The sequence below is a fragment of the Bacillus sp. FSL W8-0183 genome, assembly GCF_038006825.1.
Taxonomy (GTDB): Bacteria; Bacillota; Bacilli; order Bacillales; family Bacillaceae; genus Bacillus; species Bacillus altitudinis.
Map to the genome: position 1 here is coordinate 2,754,253 of NZ_JBBOVY010000001.1, position 15,101 is coordinate 2,769,353.

General features: G+C 42.2%; 15 protein-coding genes and 1 riboswitch. Of the genes, 2 read left to right on the forward strand and 13 right to left on the reverse strand.

Annotation, left to right across the window (positions count from 1 at the left end; translation table 11 throughout):
• Positions 1-27: 27 nt before the first annotated feature.
• The 5 genes from racE to NSQ64_RS14680 all read right to left on the reverse strand — a co-directional run bounded on the left by racE (position 28) and on the right by NSQ64_RS14680 (position 4,207).
• The gene (gene racE, locus NSQ64_RS14660) at positions 28-846 is read right to left on the reverse strand and encodes a glutamate racemase (protein WP_341017104.1); all 819 of its coding nucleotides are present in this window, start codon (positions 844-846) and stop codon (positions 28-30) included.
• A gap of 7 nt (positions 847-853) precedes the next feature.
• The gene (locus NSQ64_RS14665; RefSeq protein WP_007501606.1) at positions 854-1,294 is read right to left on the reverse strand and encodes a MarR family winged helix-turn-helix transcriptional regulator; all 441 of its coding nucleotides are present in this window, start codon (positions 1,292-1,294) and stop codon (positions 854-856) included.
• Between the two features lie 149 nt (positions 1,295-1,443).
• Positions 1,444-1,668, reverse strand: a complete 225-nt coding sequence (gene gerE / locus NSQ64_RS14670; protein WP_003184172.1) for a spore germination transcription factor GerE — start codon at positions 1,666-1,668, stop codon at positions 1,444-1,446.
• Positions 1,669-1,874: 206 nt separating this feature from the next.
• Positions 1,875-3,191, reverse strand: coding sequence for a CitMHS family transporter (locus NSQ64_RS14675; RefSeq protein WP_017358236.1), 1,317 nt, complete (start codon positions 3,189-3,191; stop codon positions 1,875-1,877).
• 155 nt (positions 3,192-3,346) lie between these two features.
• Positions 3,347-4,207 (reverse strand): LysR family transcriptional regulator, encoded by an 861-nt coding sequence (locus NSQ64_RS14680; protein ID WP_007501609.1) that lies wholly within the window; start codon positions 4,205-4,207, stop codon positions 3,347-3,349.
• A 135-nt stretch (positions 4,208-4,342) separates the two neighbouring features.
• On the opposite strand from NSQ64_RS14680, the gene NSQ64_RS14685 reads away from it, so the two are divergent.
• The gene (locus NSQ64_RS14685) at positions 4,343-5,473 is read left to right on the forward strand and encodes a 2-methylaconitate cis-trans isomerase PrpF family protein (protein ID WP_017367811.1); all 1,131 of its coding nucleotides are present in this window, start codon (positions 4,343-4,345) and stop codon (positions 5,471-5,473) included.
• A gap of 143 nt (positions 5,474-5,616) precedes the next feature.
• Here the strand turns inward: NSQ64_RS14685 and NSQ64_RS14690 are convergent, their stop codons facing one another.
• The 5 genes from NSQ64_RS14690 to NSQ64_RS14710 all read right to left on the reverse strand — a co-directional run bounded on the left by NSQ64_RS14690 (position 5,617) and on the right by NSQ64_RS14710 (position 10,159).
• The gene (locus NSQ64_RS14690) at positions 5,617-6,333 is read right to left on the reverse strand and encodes a biotin--[acetyl-CoA-carboxylase] ligase (protein ID WP_341017107.1); all 717 of its coding nucleotides are present in this window, start codon (positions 6,331-6,333) and stop codon (positions 5,617-5,619) included.
• 71 nt (positions 6,334-6,404) lie between these two features.
• A complete protein-coding gene (locus NSQ64_RS14695) occupies positions 6,405-6,863 on the reverse strand; it encodes an acyl-CoA thioesterase (protein ID WP_007501614.1) in 459 nt (152 codons plus the stop codon).
• 123 nt (positions 6,864-6,986) lie between these two features.
• Positions 6,987-7,751: a succinate dehydrogenase iron-sulfur subunit gene (sdhB, locus tag NSQ64_RS14700; protein ID WP_008345969.1), complete on the reverse strand. Its 765-nt coding sequence runs from the start codon at positions 7,749-7,751 to the stop codon at positions 6,987-6,989.
• 1 nt (position 7,752) lies between these two features.
• Positions 7,753-9,513, reverse strand: coding sequence for a succinate dehydrogenase flavoprotein subunit (gene sdhA, locus NSQ64_RS14705; protein ID WP_007501620.1), 1,761 nt, complete (start codon positions 9,511-9,513; stop codon positions 7,753-7,755).
• 37 nt (positions 9,514-9,550) lie between these two features.
• Positions 9,551-10,159, reverse strand: coding sequence for a succinate dehydrogenase cytochrome b558 subunit (locus NSQ64_RS14710; protein ID WP_007501622.1), 609 nt, complete (start codon positions 10,157-10,159; stop codon positions 9,551-9,553).
• Positions 10,160-10,442: 283 nt separating this feature from the next.
• On the opposite strand from NSQ64_RS14710, the gene NSQ64_RS14715 reads away from it, so the two are divergent.
• Positions 10,443-10,886 carry a YslB family protein gene (locus NSQ64_RS14715; RefSeq protein ID WP_008345974.1) on the forward strand — a complete coding sequence of 148 codons (444 nt, stop codon included), beginning with the start codon at positions 10,443-10,445 and terminating at the stop codon, positions 10,884-10,886.
• A 374-nt stretch (positions 10,887-11,260) separates the two neighbouring features.
• On the opposite strand, the gene NSQ64_RS14720 is transcribed toward NSQ64_RS14715, so the two are convergent.
• The 3 genes from NSQ64_RS14720 to trxA all read right to left on the reverse strand — a co-directional run bounded on the left by NSQ64_RS14720 (position 11,261) and on the right by trxA (position 15,093).
• The gene (locus NSQ64_RS14720) at positions 11,261-12,496 is read right to left on the reverse strand and encodes an aspartate kinase (protein ID WP_035701939.1); all 1,236 of its coding nucleotides are present in this window, start codon (positions 12,494-12,496) and stop codon (positions 11,261-11,263) included.
• A 131-nt stretch (positions 12,497-12,627) separates the two neighbouring features.
• Positions 12,628-12,805, reverse strand: a riboswitch (Lysine riboswitch).
• 61 nt (positions 12,806-12,866) lie between these two features.
• Positions 12,867-14,639: an excinuclease ABC subunit UvrC gene (gene uvrC, locus NSQ64_RS14725; protein ID WP_041506756.1), complete on the reverse strand. Its 1,773-nt coding sequence runs from the start codon at positions 14,637-14,639 to the stop codon at positions 12,867-12,869.
• Between the two features lie 139 nt (positions 14,640-14,778).
• A complete protein-coding gene (trxA, locus tag NSQ64_RS14730; RefSeq protein WP_007501629.1) occupies positions 14,779-15,093 on the reverse strand; it encodes a thioredoxin in 315 nt (104 codons plus the stop codon).
• Positions 15,094-15,101: the final 8 nt, after the last annotated feature.

Here is a 15,101-nt window from a genome sequence, read left to right on the forward strand (position 1 = left end):
AAATAACCCACTTCCATGAGAAGTAGGTTATTGCTGATATACGTGTTCAAGCGAAACCGTTTCGACCTTTCCTGGCAGGTAGCCGAACCAGTCTTGAGCGATATTTTGAAAGTTTTGCTGCTGCCCTGTTGTATAAAAAGTATGAACAGGCTCTTCCTTCGAATCATTTAACAGCCCTTTATATGAAAGAATGGTGCTCGCTTCTCTCGCTGTCTCATCTCCTGAAGAAATGATGTTGACGCCACTGCCCATAAAGCGCTGAATCGGTTCTTTTAAAATCGGGTAGTGTGTGCAGCCAAGAATAAGCGTATCAATGCCTGTTTCTTTCATCGGTTCAAGAGAAACTTTTACGACTTCATCTGCTGTATGATCTAAAAACGTACCACTTTCCACAAACGACACAAGCATTGGACATGCCAGACTTTGAACAGTTAGTCCTGCTTTTAAAGAAAGCAGTGCTTCTTTATAGGCTTCACTTTTGATCGTATTGGCTGTGCCGATGACGCCAATATGCTGATTGTTTGTGACCTTGATCGCTGTGCGAGCTCCGGGCTGGATCACGCCAATGACCGGGATATCAAGTGTTGCTTTAATTTCATCAAGTGCTATCGCCGTCGCAGTATTACACGCAATGACAAGCATTTTAATATGGTGGTGTCTTAATAGGTAGTGCGCCATTTCCCATGTATATTGAAGAACCTCTTCTTCTGCTCGAGGGCCGTATGGACATCGTTTTGTGTCGCCTACATAAATAATTTTTTCTTTTGGCAGTTGTCTCATGATTTCCTTCGCAACGGTTAAACCGCCAACGCCGGAATCAATCACGCCGATTGGTTGATCCAACAAAATCGCCTCATTTTCTTTTCATTTGCTGCTGTAGTTTCGTTAAAGATTGGTTGAAAACGATGGCTTCTTCTTCTGAGAAAGCCCCTAGAAGTTCACTGACGTATTCTTGGCGTTTGACAATCACTTCTTGAATGATCCGCTCACCTTCAGGCAATAAATGAATGCGAACCACGCGGCGGTCAGACGGATCTTTCACCCGTTCAACAAGTTCACTTTTTTCCATTCGATCAATTAAATCGGTCGTCGTGCTGCAAGCCAAATACATCTTTTGTGATAGCTCACCTATTGTCATATCTCCGAATTCATAAAGCCACTGAAGCCCTACAAATTGAGGAGGTGTAATCGTATATTGATTCAGAATTTCTCTACCTTTTTGCTTAATGATTGCAGCAATATGGCGCAATGATTTTTCAATTTCTGCAACATGGCCTGACTCATTCGTTTCCATTTCATTGATACCTCACTATAGCATCTCACTTTGATTAAAACGTACATTCCTATTTTCCTCGTTTTTCAATGAAATTGCAAGAAGAGACTCATGGAAACGATATAGAAATAACCGGCTCCTCCCTGGTGCGGAAGGAAAACCGGCTGACGTTAGAGCTCTAGCTCACCCATACGCAGAAGCTCGACTACGGCCTGTGAACGACCTTTGACTCCTAGCTTTTGCATGGCATTCGAAATATGATTTCGAACAGTCTTTTCGCTAATAAAAAGCTCGCTTGCAATTTCTTTTGTTGTTTTATCTTGGACGAGCAATTCGAATACTTCTCTTTCTCTTTTGGTTAATAGCGGCTTGGATTGAAACTCTTTCTCCTTCAAGTATTGTAACCCTCCTTGCTAAGGTGAGAGCTCTAGTCTCTATAGAATGGGATTCTGTATAGTCGAGATATCATATGCCGGGTACTTGAGGTAGGTGACGTTAAAATCGAGAATTCCCGCAGATCAGCGTCCAATTTCCTCCCCTTCAAACCGCACAAAAAAGGACGAGTCCCCTATAGAGACATCGTCCTTTATCAAACAAGCTTTTAAAATATCGAAATGGCTCCTGTTAAAAGAGCAATAAGTGTTGTAAACAGGGCTGTGAGTACGGTCCATAGCAGTGCGTACTTTTGCAAATCACCAATATCTTTATTCAGCATACTCACAAGCAGTAATGTGGAAGCGACAAGCGGACTCAGTAAATGGACAGGCTGTCCGATAATAGAGGCGCGCGCAATTTCTACTGGATCAATTCCGTAAGCTGCGCCGGCTTCAGCTAAGATTGGCAGCACCCCGAAATAATAAGCATCATTTGAAAGAACAAATGTAAATGGCATACTCGTCAACGCGACAATGAGTGGAAAAAATGAGCTGTATGAATCTGGAATCATGTAAATGACCAAGTTAGCAATGGACTCCACCATTTTTGTTCCCGAAAAAATGCCTGTGAAAATTCCTGCTGCAAACACAAGGGTAATGACCGTTAAAGCATTTCCTGCATGCGATAAAATCCGCTCACGCTGATCTTCAACTTTTGGATAGTTGATCATAAGCGCAATGACAAAGCCAATGAGAAAGAGTACAGGAATCGGTACGATATCCAATACAAGTGTGACCATGACAGCAATCGTCAGGAAGAAGTTGACCCAAATCAAGTTTGGTCTCTTCATATCAGCTACGCCATCTTCAATTGATGCCGCCAATTCAGGAGAGATCGAGACCTCTTCTTTATACTGAATCTCGGCTACCCCAATGCGCTTCCGTTCTTTTTTTCCAAGAACATACGCTGTAAAAAGGATAAAAAGACCGCCCCCTATCATCGTCGGGAGTAATGGAATGAAGAATTCCGCTGCATCTAAACCAAGTGCAGCAATCGCACGAGTAGCTGGACCGCCCCAAGGCGTCATTCCACTCATAATGCCTAGTGATAATAATGAAATCGTCCCTAAAATCAGTGGGTTCATCCCAATTCTTAAGAAAAGTGGCAACATAGCTGATACGGTAATCATGTACGTTGTGGTCCCATCACCATCTAATGCAACAAGCATAGACAAAATCGCTACCCCAAAAGCAATTTTGACCGGATCGCCTTTCACAAGACGTAAAATCAGTTTGATCAACGGGTCAAACAATCCAGCATCCAGCATGACACCGAAAAATAAGATGGCAAATAACAATAAAGCAGCAGATGGTGCAACGGTCTTGAGTCCATCAAGCATCATGTCCCCTAATCCGCTGTAAAATCCGCCAATTAATGCAAAGATGATTGGCACAACGGTGAGAGCCACCACCGGATGCATACGTTTTGTCATAATAAGAAATGTAAAAGTCACGACCATCAAGATCCCTAAAATAGCTAGCACTTCATATCCCTCCATCCTCTTCTTTACACGATCCACAAGCGCCCCTTTTGCACTTGCGGCCCGAAATGTTAGCGCTTTCTATTTCAAGGATATAATAGCTTTTTTTATAATGAAAATATCGATTTTTTCGTCTATTCAATAAATTTTTTTTATAATTAGCCTTGCTGACTTCTTAAAAACTCAATGAATGCTTTCACAACAGACAAATGAAGGGAATCTGGCTGGTACATGAGCCATGTATCTCTTAAAACAGGCTGTCCATCTTTATACGAAAGACCTTTTACAAATAGCTCATCACTTGGTCTGAGGCAAATTTCCGGGACAATAGCATAACCTAAACCATGCTTCACCATCTCTTTTGATGTATCTTGCCTGTCTGTCTCCATTGTCACAAGCGGAGGCATCGTGAACGTCTCCTGCCACCATCTGTTAATCAATCGTTTTAATGAACTATCCGTGTGATAGTCAATGAGCGGCAGCTTAGGAAGATCCTTTAGCTGTATTTCTGATTTTGAAATGATACAAAGCCGTTCTTTATCAAGCAAAAATCGCTCTCCATTCCAGTCGTAATCTCCTCTTAAAATCCCTAAATGTACACTTGATGTACCTAATAAATCCATGACTTTTGTACTCCATCCTGTGTTCACCATAAATTGAACATGTGGATACTGCTTAGAAAACTCTCTTAAAATTTCCGGCAGTTTATATTGAGCAAAGTTACTCGACACCCCTAGTCGGATCGTTCCTTTGACCTTTTTTTGCATATTGAGCATGCCATCTTTCGTTTGCTGGAGCTGCTTGAGCATGTCATTTGCGTATTTAGCCAAATATTCGCCCTCTGATGTAAATTCAATTCCTCGTTTTCTTTTAAAGAAAAGCTTCATGTCAAATTCCTCTTCAAGCTGTTTCAATCGATAACTTAAGGCAGGCTGCGAGACAAATAATTTTTCTGCCGCTTTTGTGATGTTCTTCTCTTCATATAGCACCTTTAAAAACCGCCAATCTTTCTCATCCATTGTGTGCCCTCCTTTTGACCTTGTTATAAAAATAATTTATCGATTTCTCTTAAAATAATGTATTTAACTTATTTCTTATTATACTTTACCATTTTGATTAGATAAATAGTAACTAAACAATTGAGGGTGAGATCAATGAGAAAAGTTCCAATCACAATCATGCGAGGCGGTACAAGCAAAGGGGTCTTCATTCAAGCCAATGATGCACCTTACGAACACGATGAGCTCGAAGCATTTCTATTAGACATTATGGGCAGCCCTGACCGGCTACAGGTTGATGGAATCGGGGGCGGCAATTCTTTAACAAGCAAAGTGGCCATTATCGATAAAGCCACTCGTCCAGATGTGGATGTGAACTATACGTTTGCACAAGTCAGCATCAATGAAAGATTTGTGGACTTTAAAGGAAACTGCGGGAATATCTCATCAGCAGTTGGGCCGTATGCCATCATTAAAGGACTTGTCCAAGCAGTTGAGCCTGTCACAACAGTACGTATTCTGAATACCAACACGAATAAAATCATTGTGGCAGAGGTAGAAGTCGAGAACGGAGAAGTGAAATTTGAAGGACAGGCAGAAATTCCAGGAGTGAAAGGAACAGGTTCTCCCATTTATTTATCCTTTGAAAAACCTGAAGGCGCTGTCACAGGTAAAACCTTTCCGACTGGAAACAAAATGGATACGATCCAGACAAAGTTTGGAGAGATTCCGATCTCAATCGTTGACATTGCAAATCCAATCGCCTTTGTCCGTGCCAAAGATATTCAATTAAAAGGAACTGAATTGCCTGAGGAGTTTACAGACGAATTGCTGGATGATTTAGAAGAGATTCGTTCCATCGCTGCTGAAATGTGCCACTTTGCACCAAAAGAACTGGCCACATTACAGTCTCCAGCTGTTCCAAAGCTTGCGATCATCAGCGAGCCTGCTGATTATGTAGATACAAATGGAATATTGAGAAGAGCAGCAGATATGGACATCATCGTTCGGATGCTATCGATGCAAAGACCGCACCAAGCACTTGCCATTACCGGATCTGTCTGTGTATCAGCCAGCTGTTTCATGGATCAAACGCTTCCGGCACAGCTGTTTCAAGGTCAAGATGATACACTTCGAATTGGTCATCCTGCTGGTATTATGCAAACTGAAATTGATATCTCACAAAACAGAGTGAAAGTCATTCGAACCGCAAGAGAAATCCTAGATGGAGTGGTCTTTACAAAAAAAGACTACATGGTTCAACCTCAAATAAAAAGAGAAGCATAAATGAGACGTCATCATGTCGACAAAGAGCTAAAATGAACTGATTTTAGCTCTTTGTCTTTTTTTCAGTGTGAAGATCTTAAAGCAACTCCGTTCTAACACCGAATGCAACGGTTTGTCTACACACTCATCGAACAAGAAATTGTCTACTTGGGCGGTGCATCAATATCTCCTGCTGAATGGGCTTTTATATGTCCTTGATCATCTTTTAACTGAATATGACCATAACGGTTCACACCACAGCAAATCCCTTCTTGCCATGTTTGCTTTTCACGATCTAATGAAATACGAAGCGGTTGATTCAGCCGATATAATCGTTTGTTATAGAGGGCTGTGAGGGCTTCAAATCCTTCCATTTGCCAGCGTGCATGGTATTTTTCAAAGGCCGCTGCCAAATCTTTCACTAGCTGGTCCGCTTTCACCTCAGTCAGTTCTGATAGGCAAACGGTTTTATACGGAACGTGCTCCGGCTTTGTCTCTACATTGATGCCCACACCGATGTAAATGGCGCTGCTGTCTGCTTCAATTAATGTGCCAGATACTTTCGCTTCATTAATCAATAGATCATTTGGCCATTTGATTGCCAGCTGATCCTCTGCTCTCATGAGTGGTTTGAGTACATCATAAATGGCGAGTGCCGTCAGCGGGGCAATCGTTGATTGGGTGGAGATATCTACTGGCGGTTTTACTGTCATCGTGACAGCCACATTCCCTGTAGGCGTTTCCCACGGTCTGCCAAGCCTGCCTCTTCCCGCTGTCTGCTGCCGGGCGTATACGGCAAATGAAGGGGTTTCTCCTTGCTGAATAAGCCTTTTCGCTTCATTATTTGTACTATCAATGGTGTCGTATTGAAAAATCTTCATGTGCTCTCCTTTGTTTCTTCTTCATTATGATTCTTTTATTATAACAAAATGAAGCATTCACCCGTGATTCTTTAATGTCGCTGGGCCTGAAAAGTCTCTTTTTCCTCTTCTGTAAACGGTACAGGGGCACCGGTGTCTTTACTTATTTGCACCATGGTGACTGAGCCTGTAAAACACGGTTCTTGCTGTTCATTTTCTCCTAAATAATGAAGGATGAGAGAGCTTGATCCAACCTTTTCTGGCTTTACATACACACGCAGCCTCTCACCGATTTCCACTTGCTTGATGTAATCACATTGAAGGTTTGCCACGACCGTAATCGTCTCTCTCGCTCGCTTCATTCGTTTATCTACAATTCCCGTTTTTTGAAAGAAGGCAATCCGTGCCTCTTCAAAATACACAAACGGGGTGACATTGTTCATGTGACCAAACATATCCGTTTCTGAAAAACGGACGGTTGTTTCCACATAAAATCGAAACGATGCCCTCCACTCTTCAAACGGTTCTTCAATATATGACGGCAGCCTCATTTGATCCACTCCTTATTCGCAAACAAAACGCCTCTCCCGTATTGGAAGAGGCGTTTGTTATGTTATTGCATCCAGCCTCTTGTAAACACTCATCATGATTGGCAAGGAGGACTGAATGTGATGTTATTCTGCGTGATCGCTTCCGAAGAAATTACGGAAAGCTTGTAATGTTGTATCTCGGTTAAGTGCTGCAATTGATGTTGTGAGCGGGATTCCTTTCGGACAAGCCTGCACACAGTTTTGAGAGTTCCCGCAGTTTGCAAGACCGCCATCACCCATAATTTCTTCTAAGCGGTCAGACTTATTCATTGCACCTGTCGGATGTGCGTTAAATAAACGAACTTGTGAAAGCGGTGCAGGGCCCATAAAGGAAGACTTATCATTTACGTTTGGACAAGCTTCAAGGCAGACACCACATGTCATACACTTCGAAAGCTCATACGCCCATTGACGCTTTTTCTCAGGCATTCTTGGTCCAGGTCCAAGATCATATGTGCCATCGATTGGCACCCATGCTTTGACTTTTTTCAATGAATTGAACATACGGCTTCGATCAACCTGCAAGTCTCTCACAACCGGGAAAGTTTTCATCGGCTGAAGACGAATCGGCTGCTCTAGCTTGTCAATTAGTGCTGTACATGACTGGCGAGGCGTTCCATTAATGACCATGGAACAAGCGCCGCATACTTCTTCAAGACAGTTCATGTCCCAGTTAATAGCCGTTGTTTTTTCACCTTTTTTATTGACCGGGTTACGTCTGATTTCCATGAGTGCGGAAATGACGTTCATATTCGGACGGTAAGGGATTTCGAATTCCTCATCATAAGGCTTGCCATCTGCTGTATCTTGACGTGTGATAATAAATTGAATCGTATTTTTTTCACTCATCTTATTTCTCCACCTTTTTCTTCGAGTAATCTCGTTTACGAGGTGCAATTAACGATACATCGACGTCCTCATAGTGGAATGCAGGTTTTTGGTTTTTCCCTTTGAACGTAGCCATCGTTGTTTTTAGGAATTCTTCATCGTTTCTTTCTGGGAATTCCGGTTTATAGTGTGCGCCTCGGCTTTCATTCCGGTTGTAAGCCCCAATCGTAATGACACGTGCCAGCTGAAGCATGTTGTCAAGCTGACGCGTGAAGGCAGCGCCTTGGTTGCTCCATGAAGCTGTATCGTTGATGTTAATATGCTTATAGCGCTCCATCAGTTCTTCAATCTTCTCATCTGTTTTTAAGAGCTTCTCGTTGTAACGAACGACTGTAACGTTGTCCGTCATCCATTCCCCAAGCTCTTTATGAAGCACATATGCATTTTCTGTGCCATCCATGCTAAGGATGTTGTCCCATTTCTCCTGCTCTTTCTTCACGGCACTGTCGAATGTTGCAGATGATAAATCTTCTGCAGACTTTTCAAGACCGCTAATGTATTTCACAGCATTTGGTCCAGCAACCATTCCGCCGTAAATCGCAGAAAGCAATGAGTTTGCCCCAAGTCTGTTTCCGCCGTGCATAGAGTAATCACATTCTCCGGCAGCAAACAAGCCTTTGATATTCGTCATTTGATCATAATCAACCCATAATCCGCCCATTGAATAATGAACAGCCGGGAAAATTTTCATCGGAAGCTTACGCGGGTCATCACCCATAAATTTTTCATAGATTTCAATGATTCCGCCAAGCTTAATATCAAGCTCTTTTGGATCTTTGTGAGAAAGATCTAGGTACACCATGTTCTCTCCGTTGATGCCAAGCTTTTGCTCCACACATACGTCGAAAATTTCACGCGTTGCAATGTCACGCGGTACAAGGTTCCCGTATGCTGGGTACTTTTCTTCAAGGAAGTACCAAGGTTTTCCGTCTTTATATGTCCAAACACGTCCACCTTCACCACGAGCTGATTCACTCATGAGACGCAGCTTGTCATCTCCTGGGATCGCTGTTGGGTGAATTTGAATGAATTCTCCATTAGCATAATGAGCACCTTGCTGATAAACGATCGATGCAGCTGATCCGGTATTAATCATAGAGTTCGTTGATTTACCGAATACGATACCAGGACCGCCTGTTGCCATGATGACAGCATCTGAACGGAAGGATTCGATTTCCATTGTCGTCAAGTTCTGCGCGACAATGCCTCGGCATACTTCCTCGTCATCTAAGACAGCGCCAAGGAATTCCCAGCCTTCATATTTCGTCACAAGCCCCGCTACTTCATAACGGCGAACCTGCTCATCTAGTGCATATAATAACTGCTGACCTGTTGTCGCACCAGCAAATGCTGTACGGTGGTGCTGTGTTCCCCCGAAACGGCGGAAGTCCAGTAATCCTTCTGGTGTTCTGTTAAACATTACACCCATACGATCAAGTAAGTGGATAATGGACGGCGCTGCTTCACACATTGCCTTTACTGGCGGCTGGTTAGCTAAAAAGTCTCCGCCATATACCGTGTCATCAAAATGCTCATAAGGTGAATCTCCTTCACCTTTTGTATTGACCGCTCCGTTAATTCCGCCCTGTGCACAAACAGAATGCGAACGTTTCACAGGTACGATTGAAAATAGTTTAACAGCTGTTCCCGCTTCTGCTGCTTTGATAGTTGCCATGAGACCAGCTAAGCCGCCTCCGACAACGATGATGCTAGAATTACTCATTGTAGCCCCTCTCCCTCTTCTACTAATCTATTTCCTCTTAAACAAAAGCGAAAATTGCTCTTAGCCCTACATATGAAAGCGCTATAAATATACCTAATGTCACATATGTGGAGATTCTTTGTGAGCGTGGTGAAACTGTAATTCCCCAGCTGACAGCAAATGACCACAAGCCATTAGCAAAGTGGAAAATAGTAGATAAAACGCCGACAATATAGAAACCTAGCATAAATGGAGAGCTTAAAATATTCGCCATCATGTCATAGTTTACTTCAGCTCCAAGCTGCGCTTGAATGCGTGTTTCCCATACGTGCCAAGTGACAAAAATCAATGTGATGATACCTGTAATCCGTTGCAGTCTGAACAACCAGTTTCTTAAGTAACTGAAGCGAGACGTGTTGTTTTGTGCCGTAAAGGCTATGTACACCCCATAAACAGCATGATAGATCAGTGGTAAGAAAATCACGAACAGCTCAAGTGCATATCTAAATGGAAGCTGTTCCATAAAGTGTGCAGCTTTGTTAAACGCCTCTGGTCCATTCGTCGCAAAGTGGTTAATCACTAAGTGCTGTACTAAAAATAGACCGACCGGAATGACGCCAAGCAAAGAATGCAATCTCCGATAAAAAAATTCTTTGTTCCCCGACATTACTTTACCCCCTAGTAAAAAAAGTGCAATTGCTTGAAAATTGTCTTACCCCCGCTTCTTTCAATTGTAAGCACTTTATTCAAATTTATTGACAATTTCATTTTACTCCTATGTCAAAAAAGCGTCAAGAAACCGCGTACATAAATTAAAATTTTCCGAAATTTAAAAGTTTTAAATCAAAATTCGTTTTACTACAATAAGAATTTCTTAGACTTCAGGGAAAACTCTGTCATCATATGCCCACATAAGCTATAATAAATTGTTGAAAGAGGGGAGCCATACAATGAATAAATTCGAATCTAACTTAGAACAGCTAAAAGAAATTGAAGTCAATGGATTTGCCTACGAGCTGATACGCGAAGTTCTGCTGCCTGACATTCTTGGTCAGGATCATTCATCTATGATGTATTTTGCGGGTAAACTGCTTGCTCGTAAATTTCCTCAAGAGTCATGGGAAAAGATCCCCGAATTTTTCCATGATGCCGGATGGGGAACTCTCACGATGGTCCATTCTAAAAAACAGGAAATTGAGTTTGAGCTCGAAGGTCCACTTGTATCGAATCGACTCAGCTATCAAAAGGAGCCATGCTTTCAAATGGAAGCAGGTTTTATCGCTGAACAGATTCAGCTTCTCAATGAGCACGTGGCTGAATCCTATGAACAAGTAAAAAAGCGTGCTGATAAAGTCATTTTAACCGTTAAATGGGATTTAAGAGACCCTAGCTAACACTGCTTATGAAAGGCGAGGACTTCGTGTCACGCCTTTTTTATATACCCTTCTATCATAGCACAGTTGGCGTACCGGTTTACGCACGTTTTCTTTTCTTCATATGCTGATGATTTCCAAAATAAAAAAGAGGTGTATCCTTTCATGGGATACACCTTTCAGATTGTTGACAAAGGGCTAAAATGAACTTTATTTTAGCTCTTTGTCTTCTTTTCAGCGTGACAGAAAACCTTTGCAGTCTAGGAAGGACGAGCACTGGAGCGGAGCGAATTTGGCATTCGTGAGCACCAGAGCGCAGGACTGACAAAGAATGCGAGGGTTTGTCTACACGCTGAGAGGTGTATCTTTTCATGGGATACACCTCTTTTGAAGATTTAAGAATGAGCTGCGGCGCTCACCTTTGATAATTCAAACGCATCATGAAGGGCTTCTACCGCTTTCACCATATCTTCACGATCAACGACTGTGGAGACTTTGATCTCAGACGTACTGACCATTTTCACTTGAATGTCTTTTTGAGCTAACACAGCGAACATTTCAGCCGCAACGCCTGGGTTTGAAACCATACCAGAACCCACGATGGATACTTTGGCTAATTTGCTTTCTGTCTCAATCTGCTCATAACCAAGCGCACCTTTGTATTCTTCTAATACTTCAACTGTTTTAGACAAATCATCCGTTTTCACAGAGAAAGAGATGGAGGTCTGATTGGTGCTTGTGACAGACTGAATGATGATATCGACATTGATATTTTGCTTTGCAAGTGTCGTAAAAATCGTCGATAGCGTTGTTAAACCGCTTGAAAGGCCGCATACCGTCACGCGTGTCATCTGATCTTCAAATGCAATGCCTCTTACAACTAAATTTTGTTCCATGGATGATTCCTCCTCAATTAACGTACCCGATTCATTTTCAATACTAGAACGGACTTCTAGTGGGATTTGATAATTTTTCGCAAATTCGACCGCTCTCGGATGCAGCACACCTGCTCCTAAATTGGCTAACTCAAGCATTTCATCATATGAAATTCCTGCAAGTTTTCGCGCAGACGGTACATAACGAGGATCTGTTGTAAACACACCTGGTACGTCCGTATAAATATCACATTTGTCCGCTTTGAGTGCCGCAGCTAGTGCCACTGCTGTCGTATCTGATCCACCACGCCCAAGTGTTGTAATATGTAGATCATCCGCAATTCCTTGGAAACCTGCTACAACAACGACTTTTCCCGCACTCAGTTCTTCTTTGATTCTTGCTTCATCGATGTCCACGATTCTTGCATTTCCGTGCACCTTCTCTGTTTTCACCCCAGCTTGCCAGCCTGTAAAGGAAATGGCATCATAACCTTTTGCTTGGAGCGCCATCGCTAATAATGAAATGGTCACCTGCTCACCAGTTGTCAGTAGCATATCCATTTCTCTTTTGCTTGGATCATCTGTGAGTTCTTTCGCTAGGTCTACTAGAACATCCGTTGATTTGCCCATCGCAGACACAACCACGACCACATCATTTCCTGCCTCGCGTTCAGCGATGACTCTCTCTGCGACATTGCGAATTTTTTCTGTCGATCCAACAGATGTTCCACCAAATTTTTGTACAATTAGTCCCATGTCTACCACCCTTTTTCAAAAGATCACGTGTGAGAGAAGAGGCTGCGGAGACTGCTCTGTTCACTGCAAATAAAAAAGCAATGAGAGAACAAATCTCCCATTGCTTTAAAATCATCATCAAACGATGCAAACAATGAGATAGCCCTCCAAGAAATACATTCTTGACAGCCCTACATTTCTTCAATGTACAGCCAGCGAATAAAATGAGTGGATTTTATTCACTTCGGCGACGCTCCCCTTTCAGCCCTCTTCCTAGATCCCATCGATCTCTGAAGGCTTACTCTTGAAGTTCGCACCTCTATCTTCAACAAACAACACGTTCATTTATTAAATTAGTCACATCTTAACAGACTTTTGGAAAAAGTACAATCTATTTTTTTAATGCCTCCATTAAAAGTTCAGCCGTTTGTTTCGGAATACCAGCGTCCTGAAAATCCTGGATAGAGGCTTCTTTCATCTTTTTCACAGAGCCAAAATGTTTCAGCAACTGCTTTTTGCGCTTTTCCCCGATACCTGGGACATCGTCTAGAATAGACTGGAATGCATTCTTCCCCCGCAGCTGCCGGTGAAAACTAATCGCAAATCGGTGCACTTCATCTTGAATACGCTGCAATAAATAAAAGGCCTGACTATTCCGTTCGAGCGCAACAATTTCAAGCGTATCACCCATCATAAGATTCGATGTCCTGTGTTTTTCATCTTTCACTAGACCTGCCACAGGAACAGACAGATTTAATTCATTTTCGAGCACATCTATGGCTGCGTTGATTTGTCCTTTTCCTCCGTCGATTAAAATCAAGTCAGGAAGCGGCAGTTCATCCTTTAACACGCGGGTATACCGCCTTCTAATGACTTCACGCATGGAAGCATAATCATCGGGCCCCTCAACGGTTTTAATTTTGTATTTTCGGTACTCTTTTTTATACGGCTTCCCGTCTTGGAAGACAACCATAGCGGATACGGGGTCTGCTCCTTGGATATTGGAGTTATCAAACGCCTCAATCCGGTATGGCATATAAATATTGAGTGCATCACCAAGCTGCTCCACTGCACCAATTGTCCGTTCTTCATCACGCTCTATAAGCGAGAACTTTTCTTTGAGAGCAATTTTGGCGTTTTGGTGGGCAAGTAAAAGCAAATCCTTTTTCTTTCCTTTTTTCGGCTGATGAACATTCGTTTCAAGCAATTGCTCAATCATCTCTTGATCGACGCTGTCTGGCACCAAAATTTCCTTCGGCAGAAAATGGTTGTTCTTCTCATAAAACTGCCCCATAAACGTGAGAAATTCTTCCTCAGGGTCTTGATACATCGGAAATAGGCTGACATCACGTTCAATTAATTTCCCCTGTCTGATGAAGAAGACTTGGACACACATCCAGCCCTTATCATAAGCATAGGCAAACACATCACGATCAGATAAGTCACTCATCGTCATCTTTTGCTTTTCCATCGTTGAGTCAATGTATGCGATTTGATCTCTCAGTTCTTTTGCCCGCTCAAACTCTAATTGTTCGGCCGCTTCTTGCATCTTTTCTGTTAATTCTTTCTTGATTTGCTGATGTCCTCCGTTTAGAAATCTTGTGATTTCGTCGACGAGCTGTTTATTCGTTTCTTCAGAAATGTCATACACACACGGAGCAAGACATTGTCCAAGATGATAATAAAGGCAGACTCGGTCAGGGAGTGTCGCACATTTTCTAAGTGGATATAAACGGTCGAGCAGCTTTTTCGTTTCTCTTGCTGCTTGTACGTTTGGATATGGACCGAAGTATTTCCCTTTATCCTTTTTCACATTGCGGGTGACAATCAACTTAGGATGACGTTCATTCGTAATTTTAATAAAAGGGTACGTTTTGTCATCCTTTAGCATGACATTGTATTTCGGGTCATATTTTTTGATTAAATTCAGCTCTAAAATAAGTGCCTCAATATTTGAAGAGGTGACAATGTATTCAAAGTCTTCGATTTCACTGACAAGCCGCTGCGTTTTGGCATCATGAGATCCTGTAAAATAAGAGCGGACCCTATTTTTTAATACCTTTGCCTTTCCCACATAAATGATCGTATTTTGTCTATCTTTCATTAAGTAACAGCCTGGTTGATCAGGTAAGACTGACAGCTTTTCTTTGATCAATTTGTTCATATTTTCATCCGTCCTTGTTTTCCTCTTTCACTCCTTCTAGTGTATCACGAACATTTGTTTTATACCACGATGAAAGAAAAGCGGCTCTCGACTATACGAGAACCGCTTTTGAGATCATGCCACGCGGGCATAGATCGGTTTATAGATGTTTGTTTACAAGCTCAGCTAGTGCTTCTTTTGGTTTGAAACCAACAGACGTTTCGACGACTTCACCGTCTTTTAAAACAAGAAGTGTTGGGATACTCATAACGCCGTATTTACCAGCAGTTTCTTGGTTATCATCCACATCAATTTTTACAATTTTCATTTTATCGCCCATTTCTTGATCAAGTTCTTCAAGAACTGGAGCAATCATTTTACAAGGTCCGCACCAAGGTGCCCAAAAGTCTGCAAGAACAACACCTTCTGCAGTTTCTTGTGAAAATGTTGCGTCAGTAGCTTTTACGATTGCCATTATTCATT